At 70.2% G+C, this 17043-nt stretch carries 17 protein-coding genes; 13 read left to right on the top strand and 4 right to left on the bottom strand.

Translation table 11 applies throughout. The features are described 5' to 3' along the window. Window positions 1-58 precede the first annotated feature (58 nt). Window positions 59-751, top strand: coding sequence for an HAD family phosphatase (locus tag E6P78_RS14910; protein ID WP_136204054.1), 693 nt, complete (start codon window positions 59-61; stop codon window positions 749-751). Window positions 752-866: 115 nt separating this feature from the next. Here the strand turns inward: E6P78_RS14910 and E6P78_RS14905 are convergent, their stop codons facing one another. Together E6P78_RS14905 and E6P78_RS14900 are read right to left on the bottom strand one after the other, a co-directional pair. Next, window positions 867-1538, bottom strand: coding sequence for a response regulator transcription factor (locus E6P78_RS14905; RefSeq protein WP_018103734.1), 672 nt, complete (start codon window positions 1536-1538; stop codon window positions 867-869). Between the two features lie 9 nt (window positions 1539-1547). Continuing rightward, window positions 1548-2393: a PD-(D/E)XK nuclease family protein gene (locus E6P78_RS14900; protein ID WP_346765575.1), complete on the bottom strand. Its 846-nt coding sequence runs from the start codon at window positions 2391-2393 to the stop codon at window positions 1548-1550. A gap of 172 nt (window positions 2394-2565) precedes the next feature. On the opposite strand from E6P78_RS14900, the gene E6P78_RS14895 reads away from it, so the two are divergent. From E6P78_RS14895 to E6P78_RS14885, 3 genes are all read left to right on the top strand, one after another. Then, on the top strand, window positions 2566-3816 hold the full coding sequence (locus E6P78_RS14895) for a site-2 protease family protein (protein ID WP_136204053.1): 1251 nt from the start codon (window positions 2566-2568) through the stop codon (window positions 3814-3816). 61 nt (window positions 3817-3877) lie between these two features. Further along, entirely contained in the window at window positions 3878-4786 is a 909-nt protein-coding gene (locus E6P78_RS14890) for a tRNA (adenine-N1)-methyltransferase (RefSeq protein WP_136204052.1), read from the top strand. A gap of 246 nt (window positions 4787-5032) precedes the next feature. Continuing rightward, entirely contained in the window at window positions 5033-5623 is a 591-nt protein-coding gene (locus tag E6P78_RS14885; protein WP_136204051.1) for a hypothetical protein, read from the top strand. Between the two features lie 24 nt (window positions 5624-5647). On the opposite strand, the gene E6P78_RS14880 is transcribed toward E6P78_RS14885, so the two are convergent. Continuing rightward, window positions 5648-5959, bottom strand: coding sequence for a ferredoxin (locus tag E6P78_RS14880; protein ID WP_018556146.1), 312 nt, complete (start codon window positions 5957-5959; stop codon window positions 5648-5650). Between the two features lie 241 nt (window positions 5960-6200). Between E6P78_RS14880 and arc the strand changes: the two genes are divergently transcribed. The 6 genes from arc to prcA all read left to right on the top strand — a co-directional run bounded on the left by arc (window position 6201) and on the right by prcA (window position 12058). After that, window positions 6201-7967 (top strand): proteasome ATPase, encoded by a 1767-nt coding sequence (gene arc, locus E6P78_RS14875; protein ID WP_136204050.1) that lies wholly within the window; start codon window positions 6201-6203, stop codon window positions 7965-7967. A 237-nt stretch (window positions 7968-8204) separates the two neighbouring features. Further along, complete coding sequence (gene dop / locus E6P78_RS14870; protein WP_136204049.1) at window positions 8205-9716, top strand: depupylase/deamidase Dop; 1512 nt, start codon at window positions 8205-8207, stop codon at window positions 9714-9716. 120 nt (window positions 9717-9836) lie between these two features. Beyond that, window positions 9837-10055 carry a ubiquitin-like protein Pup gene (locus tag E6P78_RS14865; RefSeq protein ID WP_136204048.1) on the top strand — a complete coding sequence of 73 codons (219 nt, stop codon included), beginning with the start codon at window positions 9837-9839 and terminating at the stop codon, window positions 10053-10055. Further along, window positions 10009-10338 (top strand): endonuclease domain-containing protein, encoded by a 330-nt coding sequence (locus E6P78_RS33875; protein ID WP_276607222.1) that lies wholly within the window; start codon window positions 10009-10011, stop codon window positions 10336-10338. Before E6P78_RS14865 ends, E6P78_RS33875 begins: the two co-directional genes overlap by 47 nt. Next, on the top strand, window positions 10290-11135 hold the full coding sequence (gene prcB / locus E6P78_RS14855) for a proteasome subunit beta (RefSeq protein WP_136204047.1): 846 nt from the start codon (window positions 10290-10292) through the stop codon (window positions 11133-11135). The genes E6P78_RS33875 and prcB overlap by 49 nt, the downstream gene beginning before the upstream one ends. A 59-nt stretch (window positions 11136-11194) precedes the next feature. Continuing rightward, window positions 11195-12058, top strand: coding sequence for a proteasome subunit alpha (gene prcA, locus E6P78_RS14850; RefSeq protein ID WP_136204046.1), 864 nt, complete (start codon window positions 11195-11197; stop codon window positions 12056-12058). Between the two features lie 65 nt (window positions 12059-12123). On the opposite strand, the gene E6P78_RS14845 is transcribed toward prcA, so the two are convergent. After that, complete coding sequence (locus E6P78_RS14845) at window positions 12124-13161, bottom strand: LacI family DNA-binding transcriptional regulator (protein ID WP_168712626.1); 1038 nt, start codon at window positions 13159-13161, stop codon at window positions 12124-12126. Window positions 13162-13290: 129 nt separating this feature from the next. Here E6P78_RS14845 and E6P78_RS14840 point away from each other — a divergent pair, with 129 nt between their 5' ends. From E6P78_RS14840 to E6P78_RS14830, 3 genes are all read left to right on the top strand, one after another. After that, window positions 13291-14550 carry an MFS transporter gene (locus tag E6P78_RS14840; protein WP_136204045.1) on the top strand — a complete coding sequence of 420 codons (1260 nt, stop codon included), beginning with the start codon at window positions 13291-13293 and terminating at the stop codon, window positions 14548-14550. Between the two features lie 9 nt (window positions 14551-14559). After that, a complete protein-coding gene (gene pafA / locus E6P78_RS14835; RefSeq protein WP_136204044.1) occupies window positions 14560-15921 on the top strand; it encodes a Pup--protein ligase in 1362 nt (453 codons plus the stop codon). A gap of 146 nt (window positions 15922-16067) precedes the next feature. Further along, window positions 16068-17024, top strand: coding sequence for an FKBP-type peptidyl-prolyl cis-trans isomerase (locus E6P78_RS14830; RefSeq protein WP_136204043.1), 957 nt, complete (start codon window positions 16068-16070; stop codon window positions 17022-17024). Window positions 17025-17043: the final 19 nt, after the last annotated feature.

The following is a 17043-nucleotide window of genomic DNA, read 5'->3' as shown; positions in this document are numbered from 1 at the left end:
TCGCCCTTCCTCCGGGACGGGTGGCCGGCCTTCTCGTCCCTCATGGAAGGTGTGCCGGATGACCAGTACGGTTCCCGCGTCCTTGACCCGTACGGCCGAGGGCGCTGCCCTCCAGGCCGTCTTCCTCGACATGGACGGCACCCTGGTCGACACCGAGGGCTTCTGGTGGGACGTCGAGGCGGAGGTCTTCGCCGACCTCGGACACCGGCTGGACGAGGCATGGCGCGAGGTCGTCGTCGGCGGGCCGATGACCCGCAGCGCCGGCTACCTCATCGAGGTCACCGGGGCCGACGTCACCCTGGACGAGCTCACCGTGCTGCTCAACGACCGGTTCGAGAAGCGCATCGGCCGCGGCGTCCCGCTGATGCCCGGCGCCGCCGGACTCCTGGCCGAACTGCACCGGCACGAGATCCCCACCGCCCTGGTCTCCGCCTCGCACCGCCGGATCATCGACCGGGTCCTGGAATCGGTGGGCCGCCACCACTTCGCGCTCACCGTCGCGGGCGACGAGGTCACCCGCACCAAGCCGCACCCCGAGCCCTACCTCACCGCCGCGCGCGGCTTCGGCGCCGACCCGCGGCTGTGCGCCGTCATCGAGGACACCGCGACCGGGGTCGCCGCGGCGGAGGCCGCGGGCTGCCGGGTCGTCGCCGTGCCCTCGGTCTCCCCGATCGCGCCCGCCGCCGGCCGGGTCGTCGTCGGCTCCCTCGAAGAAGTCGACCTCGCGTTCCTCAGGGGCCTGGTCAACTGAGTGCGCAGCCGGCGCACGGCCGCACCGCCCCAGGACGGCGTCCGGCCCACCGAGGCGCCCGGCCTCGCCATCGGCTACCTCGGCTTCGACACCGGTGACCCCGGCGTGAAGAACCTCACTGGGCGCCGGGACGCACCAGGCCGCTCTCGTACGCGTACACCGCGGCCTGCACGCGGTCGCGCAGGCCCAGCTTCGTCAGCACATGGCCCACATGTGTCTTCACCGTCGTCTCGCTGACGAACAGGTCGGCGGCGATCTCCGCGTTCGACAGGCCGCGCGCCACCAGCTTCAGGACCTCCACCTCACGGTCCGTCAGCGTGTGCAGCGTGTCCGGCACCGGCTCCTCGCCGGAGGGCAGGTGGTCCGCGTACTTGTCCAGGAGCCGGCGCGTCACGCTCGGGGCGAGCATCGCCTCGCCGCCCGCCACCACCCGGATGGCCTGCACCAGCTCATCGGCCGGCGCGTCCTTCAGCAGGAAGCCGCTCGCCCCCGCCCGCAGCGCCTCCACCACGTACTCGTCGAGGTCGAACGTGGTCAGCACCAGCACCTTCGCCGGACCGTCGCGGCCCGGGCCGGTGATCTGGCGCGTCGCCTCGACCCCGTCCATCCGCGGCATCCGGATGTCCATGAGCACCACATCGGGCTGGAGCGCGCGCACCTGGTCGAGAGCCTGGAGACCGTCACCGGCCTCGCCCACCACCGCCAGATCGCCCTCGGCCTCCAGGATCATCCGGAAGCCGGTGCGCAGCAGCGGTTGGTCGTCGACCAGAAGGACGCGGATAGCCACCAGATCTCCTCAATGCCCGTCAAGGGCCACAGGTCGGCCGGTCTCAGCCCGGACCGGGTCCATTCTGCCCTGGCCATCCTCCGCCGTGTCCGCCGGGCGCACGGTCAGCGGATAGACCGGGGGAGTCCCGCCGAATTCGGGACAGAGCGCCTGGTGATCGCACCAGCCGCACAGCTTCGTCGGCCGCGGCCGCCACTCACCCGTCCGGGTGGCCAGCGAGATCGCCTCCCACAGCGCCAGCAGCTTGCGCTCCACCCGCTCCAGGTCCGCCACGACCGGGTCGTACGTCATCACGTCACCGCTGCCGAGATAGACCAGCTGGAGCCGGCGCGGCACCACACCCTTCAGCCGCCACACGACCAGGGCGTAGAACTTCATCTGGAACAGGGCGCCCTCCGCGTACTCCGGACGCGGCGCCTTCCCCGTCTTGTAGTCGACGATCCGGACCTCGCCCGTCGGCGCCACATCGATCCGGTCGATCACCCCGCGCAGCCGCAGCCCCGACTCCAGCTCCGTCTCCACGAACAGCTCGCGCTCCGCCGGCTCCAGCCGCGTCGGGTCCTCCAGCGAGAACCAGCGCTCCACCAGCCGCTCCGCCTGCGCCAGCCACTGCGCCAGCCGCTCGCCCTCCGGGTCTTGCGCGAAGAGCTCGGAGAGCTCCGGCTTCGACTCCAGCAGCCGGTCCCACTGGCCCGGGACCAGCGCCGTCGCCAGGCCGGGCGTGCGCTCCGCCGCCGGATTGTCGAACAGTCGTTCCAGCACTGCATGGACCAACGTGCCGCGGGTAGCGGCCTCACTGGGCTTCTGGGGCAGCTTGTCGATGACCCGGAAGCGGTACAGCAGGGGGCACTGCATGAAGTCACTCGCCCGCGACGGAGAAAGCGACGAGGGCGGCTGCGGCTGCGGCGGAACGGAGGTCATGACGAAGACCCTACGACCCGCCACTGACACCAACCGGCATACCATCGACCACAGACCCTCGAACACTGCATGATCGTGCCGAAAGGCACCGAACCGAAGGGACCTCGTGGACGAGAGCGGCGACAGCCGGCAGCCGCAGCCCGGCCCAGGGGGGAAGGGCCCCGGCGACGACCCCGGCAAGGGCTCGTCCCGGCGCAGGGACGAGCCCGGAGGCGGCATCCTCATGGGCCGCCCCTTCGGCGTGCCCGTCTACGTCGCCCCCAGCTGGTTCGTGGTGGCGGCCCTGATCACCTGGGTCTTCGGCGGCCAGCTCGACCGGGTGCTGCCCGAGCTCGGCGCCGCCCGCTACCTCGTCGCGCTCTTCTTCGCGATCGCCTTCTACGCCTCCGTGCTCGTGCACGAACTCGCGCACACGGTCGCCGCCCTGCGCTACAAGCTCCCCGTCCGCCGCATCCAGCTCCAGTTCTTCGGCGGCGTCTCCGAGATCGAGAAGGAGTCCGAAACCCCCGGCCGCGAATTCGTCCTCGCCTTCGTCGGCCCGCTGCTCTCCCTGGTCCTGGCCGGCGTCTTCTACGTACCGCTGCTCTTCGTCGAGCGCGGCACCGTCCCGGCCGTCCTGCTCGGCGGGCTGATGATCTCCAACCTCATCGTCGCCGCCTTCAACCTCCTGCCCGGCCTCCCGCTCGACGGCGGCCGCATGCTCAGGGCCGTCGTCTGGAAGGTCACCGGCCGCCCCATGAGCGGCACCGTCGCCGCCGCCTGGGTCGGCCGCGCCCTCGCCGTCGGCACCCTCATCGGCCTGCCCCTGCTCACCCGCACCGGAACCCTCGGCAACGACCCCGGCGAGATCAGCGGCATGGACACCGTCACCGACGCCCTGCTCGCCGCGATCCTCGCCGCCATCATCTGGACCGGTGCGGGCAACAGCCTGCGCATGGCCCGGCTCCGCGAACACCTCCCCGACCTGCGCGCCCGCAGCCTCACCCGGCGCGCCGTCCCCGTCGAGGCCGCCACCCCGCTCTCCGAGGCCCTGCGCCGGGCCAACGAGGCCGGCGCCCGCGCGCTCGTCGTCGTCGACGGCAACGGCGCGCCCAAGGCCCTCGTCCGGGAGACCGCCATCGTCGGCATCCCCGAACACCGCCGCCCCTGGGTTCCGGTCAGCGGCCTCGCCCAGGACCTCACCGACGGCATGAAGGTCTCCGCCGAACTCGCCGGCGAAGCACTCCTGGACCGCCTCAAGGCCACCCCCGCCACCGAATACCTCGTCGTGGAGGAGACCGGCGAGATCTACGGGGTGCTCTCCACCGCCGACGTCGAGCGCGCCTTCGTCGCCGCCATGGCACGCCCCGCCGCCTGACGCCCGTACACCTGTACGGGCGAGCGGTCGGCGTCCTCCGAAACACCGGTACGCTGGTCACATGTCTGAACCGACCGGTGCCGCCCGCCGACGCGGGCCCTTCAAGGTCGGGGACCAGGTCCAGCTCACCGATCCCAAGGGACGCCACCACACCTTCACGCTCGAAGCCGGAAAGAACTTCCACACCCACAAGGGTTCTTTCCCGCACGACGAGCTGATCGGTGCCCCCGAGGGCAGTGTGGTCCTGACCACGGGAAACGTCGCCTACCTCGCGCTGCGCCCCCTGCTCCCCGACTACGTCCTGTCCATGCCCCGCGGCGCCGCCGTGGTCTACCCGAAGGACGCGGGGCAGATCCTCGCCTTCGGCGACATCTTCCCCGGCGCACGCGTCGTGGAAGCGGGCGTCGGCTCGGGCGCGCTCTCCACCTTCCTGCTCCGCGCCATCGGCGAACAGGGCATGCTGCACTCCTACGAGCGCCGCGAGGACTTCGCCGAGATCGCCCAGCAGAACGTCGAGCGCTACTTCGGCAGCCCCCATCCGGCCTGGCAGCTCACGGTCGGCGACCTCCAGGACAACCTGACGGACACCGACGTCGACCGTGTCGTGCTGGACATGCTGGCGCCCTGGGAATGCCTGGACGTCGTCTCCAAGGCTCTGGTCCCCGGCGGCATCCTCTGCGCGTACGTCGCCACCACCACCCAGCTCTCCCGGACGGTCGAGTCCATCCGTGAGAACGGCTGCTTCGCCGAACCGCAGCCCTGGGAGTCGATGATCCGCAACTGGCACGTCGAGGGACTCGCCGTGCGCCCGGACCACCGCATGATCGGCCACACCGGCTTCCTCGTCACCGCCCGCAGGCTCGCCGACGGCGTTCAGGCCCCGGCCCGGCGCCGCCGCCCCTCCAAGGGTGCCTACGGCGAGGACTACGACGGCCCCGGCAGCCAGAGCGGCTCCGCCCCCCGCGACTGACCTCGCGCAACGCACCGGCGCCGCCGCCGGGTTCCCGGACCGACCCGGGAACCCGGCGGCGGCGCCCTTTTCTCTCCCGCTTCCGTTCCTGGGCCTCCGCGGGGGCCGAGTTCCTTCCCCACCCCACCGTTCCCCTGTCGTGTGAGGTGTGGCACGATGCTGGCCACCCCCGCACCGCCGACGCCGAGGCGGCGGCACCGCCTCATCCGGCATCCCGCACCACAGGAACCACAGGAGACATCCCGCGTGCAGCCCTCCGCGCTCCCGGACCTCGCGCACACCTACACCAGGCCGATGCACTGGCTCGCCACCGCGGCCGCCATGGCCGCCGTCGTAGCGGCCGCCGGTCTGCTCCAGCCGCACGCGAGCGCCTCGGCCTCCACGCCCCACCCGGCCACCAGTACCCAGCACGGCACCGTCCAGGCCGTGGCCCCCGATCCGGCCAAGGCGGCCTTCCCGCTCGACTGCGGCGACCTCGGCAACACGGTGGCCAAAGAGGCACCCGGAGACCTCGACGGCGACGGCCGGCCCGAGACCGTCGCCGTCGTCCACTGCGCGGCCGGACTGGGCACCCCGCCCAGCGGCGTCTACGTCCTCACACAGGGAAGCGGGGCCACTCCCAGGATCGTCGCGACCCTGGTGGACCCCGCCCAGCAACTGAGCATCGGCGACTTCACGGTCCGCGACCGCGTCATCTCCGCCACGCTCCTCGGCTACTCCTCGTCCTCCGTGCCCTCCTGCTGCCCCGACCAGCAGGAGAAGGTGACCTGGCACTGGCAGAACGGCGCCTTCATCCGCACCAGCGAGACGGCCGAACCCTCCGACGACGGCATCTGACCCGCCTGCCCCGGCAGCCGCGGATCAAGCCGCCTCGGGCCCGTAGACCTCGACCCTGTCCGAAACGCGCCGCACATGGATGCAGTCGCCCGGGCACTCCTTCGCCGAGTCCACGACGTCCTGAAGCAGCGGCAGCGGCACCGGCGTGGTCGCGCCCTTGTCCTGAAGCAGTTCGTCCTCGTCGCTCTTCACGTACGCCAGACCGTCGATGTCCAGCTCGAACACCTCGGGCGCGTACTGCACGCAGATCCCGTCCCCCGTGCAGAGGTCCTGGTCGATCCAGACCTCGAGGTCCTGCCCCTCGCCATCGGTGGGAGCGTCCTGCCGTGCGGTCATGTCGCCTGCCGTTTCCTGCGTATCCGGACCGGAAAAAGCCAGTCCTGACGGGTGTTGAACGCTTCGACGATACAACCGGCTGCTTTCCGATGTTGAACGGTGGGTATTCATCTGGGGCGAGGGAGAGCGCAAGGGTGAAGATCGGACACACCCCACAGTCTTTGTGATCTAGGGGTTTCAATCACCACCCACCCAGGTAGGGTCAGGAAGCGTCCAGCTCCCCTTGGAGGAGGTGAGGACCGTGGCAGCCCACGACGACGACATCAACCGCGGCATCCGGCCCGGGCGGGGGTCCGACGACCCAGCCGGCCAGGTTGCCTATCTCGAGCAGGAAATCGCCGTCCTGCGACGTAAGCTCGCCGACTCTCCGCGTCATACGAGAATTCTCGAAGAGCGGATCGTCGAGTTGCAGACCAACCTCGCAGGCGTGTCCGCCCAGAACGAACGGCTCGCCGGCACACTGCGCGAGGCCCGCGACCAGATCGTGGCCCTCAAGGAAGAGGTCGACCGGCTCGCACAGCCACCGGCCGGCTTCGGCGTGTTCCTGCAGGCCAACGAGGACGGCACCTGCGACATCTTCACCGGGGGCCGCAAGCTCCGGGTGAACGTCAGTCCCAGCGTCGAGCTCGAAGACCTCCGGCGCGGCCAGGAGGTCATGCTCAACGAAGCGCTCAACGTGGTCGACGCCATGGAATTCGAGCGGGCCGGGGACATCGTCACCCTCAAGGAGATCCTTGAGGACGGCGAACGCGCCCTGGTCATCGGGCACACCGACGAGGAAAGGGTGGTGAGGCTCGCCGAGCCGCTGCTGGACATCACCATCCGCCCCGGCGACGCCCTGCTGCTCGAACCCAGGTCCGGCTACGTCTACGAAGTCGTTCCCAAGAGCGAGGTCGAGGAACTCGTCCTCGAAGAAGTCCCGGACATCGACTACGACAAGATCGGCGGCCTGGGCGACCAGATCGAGCTGATCCGCGACGCGGTCGAGCTCCCCTATCTCCACCCCGACCTCTTCCGCGAGCACGAGCTGCGCCCGCCGAAGGGCATCCTGCTCTACGGCCCGCCCGGCTGCGGCAAGACGCTCATCGCCAAGGCCGTCGCCAACTCCCTCGCGAAGAAGGTCGCCGAGGTCACCGGCCAGCCCGCCGGAAAGAGCTACTTCCTCAACATCAAGGGCCCCGAACTCCTCAACAAGTACGTCGGCGAGACCGAGCGCCACATCCGCCTGGTCTTCCAGCGTGCCCGCGAGAAGGCGAGCGAGGGCACCCCCGTCATCGTCTTCTTCGACGAGATGGAGTCCCTCTTCCGCACCCGTGGATCGGGCGTCAGCTCGGACGTGGAGAACACCATCGTCCCCCAGCTGCTCGCCGAGATCGACGGCGTCGAGGGCCTGGAGAACGTCATCGTCATCGGCGCCTCCAACCGCGAGGACATGATCGACCCCGCGATCCTGCGCCCCGGCCGGCTCGATGTGAAGATCAAGATCGAGCGTCCGGACGCGGAGGCCGCGAAGGACATCTTCGCGAAGTACCTCACCCCCTCGCTGCCGCTGCACTCGGACGACCTGGCCGAGCACACCGGCTCCAAGGAAGCCGCCGCACACGCCATGATCCAGTCGGTCGTCGAGCGGATGTACACCGAGTCCGAGGAGAACCGCTTCCTCGAGGTCACGTACGCCAACGGCGACAAGGAGGTCCTGTACTTCAAGGACTTCAACTCCGGCGCGATGATCCAGAACATCGTCGACCGGGCCAAGAAGATGGCCATCAAGGCCTTCCTCGACCACGGCCAGAAGGGCCTTCGCGTCTCCCACCTCCTCCAGGCATGCGTGGACGAGTTCAAGGAGAACGAGGACCTGCCGAACACCACCAACCCGGACGACTGGGCCCGTATCTCCGGCAAGAAGGGCGAGCGGATCGTCTTCATCCGCACGCTCGTCACCGGAAAGCAGGGCGCGGACACCGGCCGCTCCATCGACACGGTGGCCAACACCGGGCAGTACCTGTAGAAGGCGTACCGGCTGCGGATGCCCGGCCGGGCATCCGCAGCCGGTTGCTTTCCGGACAGCCGCGGCGACACCGCGGCAATCACGACGCAATTGATCTCCCCACCGGCACAGAGGCGTTCTAGGCTCTGGCGTACCGCCCGTCCACGCAGCTCGGCACGGGCGGACCGCACGCACCGAAGAAGCAGCGGTACTTGAGCGCCGCCCCGGAAGGGAGCGCCGCCGGGCAAGGAGGGCCGCATGACCGTACGGCGAGTAATGGGCATCGAGACCGAGTACGGGATCTCCGTGCCGGGACACCCCAACGCCAATGCCATGCTCACCTCGTCCCAGATCGTCAACGCCTACGCGGCGGCGATGCACCGGGCGCGCCGCGCCCGCTGGGACTTCGAGGAGGAGAATCCGCTGCGGGACGCGCGAGGCTTCGACCTCGCCCGCGAGACCGCCGACTCCAGCCAGCTCACGGACGAGGACATCGGCCTGGCCAATGTCATCCTCACCAACGGGGCCCGGCTCTACGTCGACCACGCACACCCCGAGTACAGCTCCCCGGAGATCACCAACCCCAGGGACGCGGTCCTGTGGGACAAGGCCGGCGAGCGCATCATGGCCGAGGCCGCCGAGCGCGCGGCCCAGCTCCCGGGCGCCCAGCCGATCCTGCTCTACAAGAACAACACCGACAACAAGGGCGCCTCCTACGGGACGCACGAGAACTATCTGATGAAGCGGGAGACCCCCTTCTCGGACATCGTGCGGCATCTGACGCCGTTCTTCGTCTCGCGCCAGGTGGTCACCGGTGCCGGACGGGTCGGAATCGGCCAGGACGGCCATGAGCACGGCTTCCAGCTCAGCCAGCGCGCGGACTACTTCGAGGTCGAGGTCGGCCTGGAGACCACGCTCAAGCGCCCGATCATCAACACCCGCGACGAGCCGCACTCCGACGCCGAGAAGTACCGCCGGCTCCACGTGATCATCGGCGACGCGAACCTCTCGGAGATCTCCACCTACCTCAAGCTGGGCACCACCTCGCTCGTCCTGTCCATGATCGAGGACGGCTTCATCAACGTCGACCTGGCCGTGGACCAGCCGGTGCGCACCCTGCACCAGGTCTCGCACGACCCGGAGCTCCGGCAACTGATCACGCTGCGCAGCGGCCGGACGCTCACCGCGGTGCAGCTTCAGATGGAGTACTTCGAGCTGGCCCGCAAGTACGTCGAGGAGCGGTACGGGGCGGACGCGGACGAGCAGACCAGGGACGTCCTCAGCCGGTGGGAGGACACCCTCAACCGGCTGGAGAACGACCCGATGAGCCTGGCCGGCGAGCTGGACTGGGTCGCCAAGCGCCAGCTCATGGAGGGCTACCGGCGCCGCGACGGCCTGGACTGGGACGCGGCGCGGCTGCACCTGGTGGACCTCCAGTACGCCGACGTACGGCCCGACAAGGGGCTGTACAACCGTCTGGTGGCCCGGGGCCGGATGAAACGCCTCCTCGACGAGAACGACGTCCAGCGGGCCCGTACGGCGCCGCCCGAGGACACCAGGGCGTACTTCCGCGGCCGCTGTCTCGAACAGTACGCGGACGACGTCGCCGCGGCCTCCTGGGACTCGGTCATCTTCGACCTGCCGGGGCAGGACTCGTTGCAGCGCGTGCCCACGATGGAGCCGCTGCGGGGCACCCGTGAGCACGTGCAGGGCCTCCTGGACCGCTGCCGTACGGCTCAGGAGCTGGTCCAGGTCCTGTCGGGCGGCTGAAAGGGCCTCCGGCTGGGAATCATTCCCATGACCTCCGGACGTTGAGACAAGTACCGGGCCAATGTCGGACCCCATGGGTAGGGTCTGATCAAGTGCTTCGAACCGAGCGGGGTGAGCTATATGGCGACCAAGGACACCGGCGGCGGACAGCAGAAGGCGACGCGCTCCACCGAGGAGACCGAGGAGCAGGCGCAGGACGCGCAGGGCTCCGAGGACCTCAAGGAGCGCCAGGAGAAGCTGAGCGACGACGTGGACGACGTCCTCGACGAGATCGACGACGTGCTCGAGTCCAATGCCGAGGACTTCGTCCGGTCATTCGTACAAAAGGGCGGCGAGTAACCGGCCCGCGCCCGAGTCGGCGGCCGGTGTGCGGCACGGGCGTCCGCCCGTGCCGCACACCGCGGGCCGGTACCGCGCTACCGGTCCGATTGCCTCCGCCCGCGATGTGGATCACCGCCGCCGGGCGGGTAGGGTCCGGGGCGTACCGTGCTTCAACTGCAATCCGGCCATCGGCAAGTTGGGAGATGATCCTGACGCCTTGCGCAGGGCCATCGCATACCTGGAGGGAAACGCGTGGAAGCCAACACTCGTAGCACCGGGCGTCTACCAGCTGCCTTCCTGACGCCGGGGTCGTCCTCCTTCATGGACTTCCTGTCCGACCAGGCGCCCGGAATGCTGCCGGGCAACCGGCAGACGCCGCCCATGAAGGGGGCCATCGAGGCGCCCCACGGCACGACGATCGTGGCGGCGACCTTCCCCGGCGGTGTCGTCCTGGCCGGTGACCGGCGGGCGACCATGGGCAACATGATCGCGCAGCGCGACATCGAGAAGGTCTTCCCGGCCGACGAGTACTCGGCGGTGGGCATCGCCGGTACGGCGGGTCTCGCCGTGGAGATGGTCAAGCTCTTCCAACTGGAGCTGGAACACTTCGAGAAGGTGGAAGGCGCCCAGCTCTCCCTGGAGGGCAAGGCGAACCGGCTCTCCACGATGATCCGGAGCAATCTGGCGATGGCCATGCAGGGCCTCGCCGTCGTCCCGCTCTTCGCCGGCTACGACGTCGACCGCGAGCGGGGGCGCATCTTCAGCTATGACGTCACCGGCGGGCGTTCCGAGGAGCACGGGTACGCCTCCACCGGCTCCGGCTCGATCTTCGCCCGTGGCTCGATGAAGAAGCTCTACCGCGAGGACCTGACGGAGGAGCAGGCGCTCACGCTGGTCGTGCAGGCGCTGTACGACGCGGCGGACGACGACTCGGCGACCGGCGGCCCGGACGTGGCCCGCCGTATCTATCCGATCGTCACCGTCATCACCGACGAGGGCTTCCGGAAGCTGACCGAGACGGAATCCTCCGAGATCGCCCGCTCGGTCCTGGAACGCCGCCTGGAACAGCCCGACGGCCCGCGCGCCGCGCTGCTCTGAGCGTTCGTGTCCAGGCTTCTTCGATGCTCCTGCCACTGACAGAAAGGGACGGATAGCCGGTGTCGACGCCGTTCTATGTCTCACCTCAGCAGGCCATGGCCGACCGGGCGGAATACGCCCGGAAGGGCATCGCCCGTGGTCGCAGCCTGGTTGTGCTGCAGTACGCCGACGGAATTGTCTTCGTCGGCGAGAACCCGTCCCGTGCGCTGCACAAGTTCAGCGAGATCTATGACCGGATCGGTTTCGCCGCGGCCGGTAAGTACAACGAGTACGAGAACCTCCGCATCGGCGGAGTGCGCTATGCGGATCTGCGCGGATACACCTATGACCGCGACGATGTGACGGCACGTGGACTGGCGAACGTCTACGCGCAGACGCTCGGCACCATTTTCTCCAGTGCGGCCGAGAAGCCGTACGAGGTGGAACTGGTGGTCGCCGAGGTCGGCGCGGAGCGCGAGGGCGACCAGATCTACCGACTGCCGCACGACGGCTCGATCGTGGACGAGCACGGCTCGGTCGCGGTCGGCGGCAACGCGGAGCAGATCAGCACCTTCCTGGACCAGCGCCACCGTGACGGGATGTCGCTCGCCGAGGCGCTGAAGCTGGCGGTGCAGGCACTGTCCCGCGATCCCAACGGCAGTGAGCGGGAGATCCCCGCGGACCGGCTGGAGGTCGCGGTCCTGGACCGGACGAGGCCGCAGCAGCGCAAGTTCAAGCGGATCGTCGGCCGGCAGCTGGCCCGGCTGCTGGAGGCGGACGCCGCCGCCTCCACACCGACGGACGCCCCGTCCGACACGGAGGACGGCGACGCCGCCGACACCCCCGCGGCAACGACGGACACGACGAGCACGACGGACACGACGAGCACGACGGATACGACGAGCACGACGGACACGACCGATTCCGGCGGGGACGTGGAGTAGCGGCTCGGGCCGCCTTCGCCGCAACGCTCCGGCCCCGGTCCGCCTTCCGGCGGGCCGGGGCTCCGTCATGGGCGCGGGCGGCCGGGCGGCGGGGCCGAGGAGCCGCGGACGACCAGCCGCACCGGAAGGCTGCCCGGCTGGGCGGGCCGGCCGTCCAGGACGGCCAGCAGGGCGCCCATGCCGCGCTCGCCGACCTGTTCGGCGGGCAGCTGCACGGTGGTCAGCTCCGGCTCCACGGCCGTGGCCAGGGCCAGATCGTCGAAGCCGGTGACCGAGAGGTCGTCCGGCACCCGCAGCCCGAGCCTGCGGGCGGCCTTGCAGGCGCCCGCGGCCAGGATGTCGTCGTCGCACACGACCGCGGTGGGGCCGGGCCCCGGGAGCCCCAGCGCGCGTTCCGCCGCCTCGCGCCCCGCCCGTACGTCCAGCGCGGCGGACGCGGTGCGCACCTCGGTGCCCGGGGCCTCGCGCAGCGCCTCGTGGAGGGCGGCCGCGCGGGCCGTGAACGTCCAGGTGTCGACGGCCGAGGCGAGGTGGAGGAAGCGCCGGTGGCCGAGGGCGAGCAGGTGGCGGGCCACCTGGCGCATCCCGTCGGCGATGTCGAGGTTGACCCGGGCGGCGGGGCCCGGCGCCGAGGGGTCGCTGTCCAGCATCACCAGCGGGACGTCCGCGCCGTGCAGGGCGTCGAGCGCGTCGGCGGCCATGGAGGAGGCGATGACCCCGTCCAGCGCGGAACGTGCCGAGGCGAAGGGGTCGCGGGCCGGGCCGGTGCCGTCGGGGGAGGGGTAGAGGACGACCCCGAAGCCGTGCTCCGCGGCGACCGCGGCGGCGCCGGTGTAGACCCGGGCGAAGAACTCGTTGGTGAGGGCGGGGACGACCAGGAGGGCCGTCCTGGTGCGGCCCAGGCGCAGGTTGCGGGCGGCGAGGTTGGGCCGGTAGCCGAGGCCGCGGGCGGCGTCGCGCACCCGTTCGGCGGTGGTCTCGGAGACCCGGCCGTGCCATTTGCCGCCGAGGACGAGGGAGACCGTGGCCTGGGAGACGCCTGCGGCCCGTGCCACGTCACGGCTGGTGGGCCGGGGCGGGCCGGGTGGTGCTGGGCTGGTCACGCGGGCCTCCGGGCCGGTCGGGGCAGGCCCGTGCGGTGGACCTGCGGACGGGCTCATGGTACGTATGAACCCGGTGGTTATACGTAACACCTCGTGGCCCGGACGGGCGTCCGGGGGAGAGGGGCGGGAATGGCCGCGGGATATCTGGACATCCTCCGGACGCGGCATGCCGCCCGGCTGCTGACGGGCACACTGGTGGGCCGGCTGCCGAACGGCACCGCGAACATCGCGATCGTGCTGTTCACCCGGGCCGAGGGCGGCAGCTACACCCTCGCGGGCGCGCTCGCGGCGGTCTACGGGCTGGCCACGGCGGTCGGACAGCCGCTGCTGGGCCGCGCGGTCGACCTGTACGGGCAGCCGCGCGTCCAGCTGCCCGCCGCAGTCGTGTCCGCCCTCGGCATGGCCCTGCTCGCCGTGGCGGGCTTCGGCTCCCTGCCGCTCGCCTACGCGGCGGTGGCCGTGGCCGGTGTGTTCACCCCGCCGCTGGAGGGCGGCCTGCGGGCCCTGTGGCCGAGCGTGCTGGGCCGCGAGGACCGGGTGCACCGGGCCTACGCCATGGACGCGGTCGCCCAGGAGGTCATGTTCACCGCCGGGCCGCTCCTCGTGACGCTCCTGGTCGCGCTCTGGTCGCCGGCCGCCGCCCTGCTCGTCATCAACGCGATCGGCGTACTCGGCGCCCTGTCCGTCGTGCTGTCCGAGCCCTCGCGGACCTGGCGCTCCGCCCCGCGCGAGGCGCACTGGCTGGGCGCGCTGCGCTCACCGGGGCTGCTGGCGCTGCTCGGCGCGTTCTTCTTCGTCGGGCTGGCGCTTGGCTCCATCACCGTGGCCGGCATGGCGTACGCCGACGACCACGGCCGGGAGTCCGTCTACGGCTGGCTGATGGCCGCCCTGGGGCTCGGCGCGCTGATCGGCGGGGCGGTGTACGGGGCGCGGCAGTGGGCCGGGGCGCCCGAGCGCCGGCTGCGGGTGATCGTGGGGCTGCTCGCGCTGGGCTACCTGCCGCTGATGCTGACGCCCGGCGTGGTGGCGATGACCCTGCTGGCCGCTGTGTCCGGCGTGTTCCTCGCCCCGGCCGTCGCGTGCTCCTTCATCGTCGTCGACCGGCACGCCCCGCGCGGCACGGTGACGGAGGCGTTCTCCTGGCTCGTGACCACCTTCGGGGTGGGCGCGGCCGGCGGGACGGCGGTGGCCGGCCCGGCCGTGGAGCTGGGCGGGACGGCGTGGAGCTTCGCCGTCGCGGGGGCCGGTGGAGTGGCCGCGCTGCTGGTCCTCCTGGCCACCGGAAGGGTACTCGCAGCTCCCGCCCGCACCGCCGTAGCGGTGCGAGGATCGGAAAATGATCGAAACGGGGTCGTCGAACCCGGTTTCAGCTCGGGCCATCAGGCGTAATGTTCAGTCATGGACCGCCGCATTTTCGGGCTGGAGAACGAGTACGGCGTCACGTGCACGTTCAGGGGACAGCGCCGACTGTCTCCTGATGAAGTGGCGCGCTACCTCTTCCGCCGTGTTGTGTCATGGGGCCGCAGCAGCAATGTCTTTCTGCGGAACGGCGCCCGCCTCTACCTCGACGTGGGATCGCATCCGGAATATGCAACCCCCGAATGCGACAACCTGACCGAACTGGTCACCCACGACAAGGCCGGCGAGCGCATTCTCGAAGGCCTGCTCGTCGATGCCGAACGCCGCCTGCACGAGGAGGGAATCGCCGGCGACGTCTATCTCTTCAAGAACAACACCGACTCGGCGGGAAACTCCTACGGATGCCACGAGAACTACCTCGTGGCCCGGCACGGAGAATTCTCGCGCCTCGCGGACATCCTCATTCCCTTCCTCGTCACCAGGCAGCTGATCTGCGGCGCCGGCAAGGTGCTGCAGACCCCGCGGGGCGCGGTGTACTGCGTCAGCCAGCGTGCCGAGCACATCTGGGAGGGCGTCAGCTCCGCGACGACGCGCTCCCGGCCGATCATCAACACCCGCGACGAACCGCACGCGGACGCGGAGCGCTACCGCCGCCTCCACGTCATCGTCGGCGACTCGAACATGTCCGAGACGACCATGCTGCTCAAGGTCGGCGCGACCGACCTGGTGCTCCGCATGATCGAGGCGGGCACGGTGATGCGCGACCTGACCCTGGAGAACCCGATCCGGGCGATCCGCGAGGTCAGCCACGACACCACCGGGCAGCGCAAGGTCCGCCTCGCCAGTGGCCGCGAGGCGTCCGCCATAGAGGTGCAGCGCGAGTACTACGAGAAGGCCGTGGACTTCGTCGACCGCCGCGGCATCCGCACGGGCAACGTCGAGCGCGTCCTCGAACTGTGGGGCCGCACGCTCGACGCGATCGAGGCGGAGGACCTCGACCGGATCGAGACCGAGATCGACTGGGTCATGAAGTACAAGCTCATCGAGCGGTACCGGGCCAAGCACAACATGACCATGTCGAACCCGCGGGTCGCCCAGATAGACCTCGCCTACCACGACATCCACCGCCGACGGGGGCTGTACTACCTGCTGGAGCGCAAGGGGCAGGCCGCCCGCGTGTGCAACGACCTGAAGATCTTCGAGGGCAAGTCGGTGCCTCCGCAGACGACCAGGGCGCGGCTGCGCGGCGACTTCATCCGGCGGGCCCAGGAGCAGCGGCGGGACTTCACCGTCGACTGGGTCCACCTCAAGCTCAATGACCAGGCGCAGCGCACGGTGCTGTGCAAGGACCCGTTCCGTTCCGTGGACGACCGCGTGGAGAAGCTGATCGCGGGTATGTGAGCCGGCGCGGGACGCGTTCCGGTACCGGCTGCGACTCGGGCCCCGTACGTTCCTCGTACGGGGCCCCTCGTACGGCCTAGAGTGGCGGGGTCCCGGACCCCCCGGGGCGTGTCCCCCACATATGCCGTCTGAGATCTGAGGAACCAGTGCGCCGACTTGCCGGCCTTCTCGTCGTCCCCCTGCTGCTGTTGTCAGCGGCCTGCGGCAGCGACGACAAGGGCTCCGACTCCGCTTCCGCCTCCGCGTCCGCCCCCTCCAAGGGCGGTTTCCCCGCCATCACCGCGGGCACGAAGTCCGGCGAGAAGCCCACCCTGGCCAAGGGCACGGGAACGCCGCCCAAGGAGCTGAAGACCAAGGTCATCAGCGAGGGCGACGGCGCGAAGCTCAAGAACGGCGACGTGGCCCAGGTCAACTACCTCGGCCAGGAGTGGGACTCCACCGAGCCGTTCGACAACAGCTTCGACCGCAAGCAGCCGTTCGACCTGACGCTGGGCGCCGGCATGGTCATCCAGGGCTGGGAGAAGGGCCTGGTCGGCCAGAAGGTCGGCAGCAGGGTCCAGCTGGTCATCCCGCCGGACCTCGGTTACGGCGCCCAGGGCCAGGACCCCATCAAGCCGAACGCCACGCTCGTCTTCGTCGTGGACATCCTGAAGGCGAAGCAGACCCCGGCGTCCGCCAAGGGCACCGCCGTCGCCCAGGACGACATCGACCTGCCGAAGGTGGGCACCGAGACCGACGGCAAGGCGCCGAGCCTGACCATTCCCAGCAAGGTCGACCCGCCGAAGAAGCTGGTCTCCGACTACGTCCTGGAGTCCAAGGGCGACGTGGTCAAGGACACCGACACGGTCGTCGTGAACTACGTGGCCAAGCTGTGGAAGGACGGCAAGGAGTTCGACAACACCTACAGCACGGGCAAGACGGCCACCTTCCCGCTGGCCCAGGTCACCCTCAAGGGGCTCAAGGACGGTCTGATCGGCAAGAAGATCGGCAGCCGCGTGCTGCTCGTCGTGCCGCCGGACCAGGGCCTCGGCGACAAGGAGCAGCAGTCGATCCCCGCCAACTCCACGCTGGTGTTCGCCGTGGACATCCTGGCGAAGATGTAAGACTGTCCCGGTTGCCCAG

The sequence above is a fragment of the Streptomyces sp. A0958 genome (assembly GCF_004795035.1).
In the GTDB taxonomy this organism is placed as follows: domain Bacteria; phylum Actinomycetota; class Actinomycetes; order Streptomycetales; family Streptomycetaceae; genus Streptomyces.
Note: the sequence above shows the minus strand (reverse complement) of the source record. Positions and strands in the feature narration are given on the sequence as shown.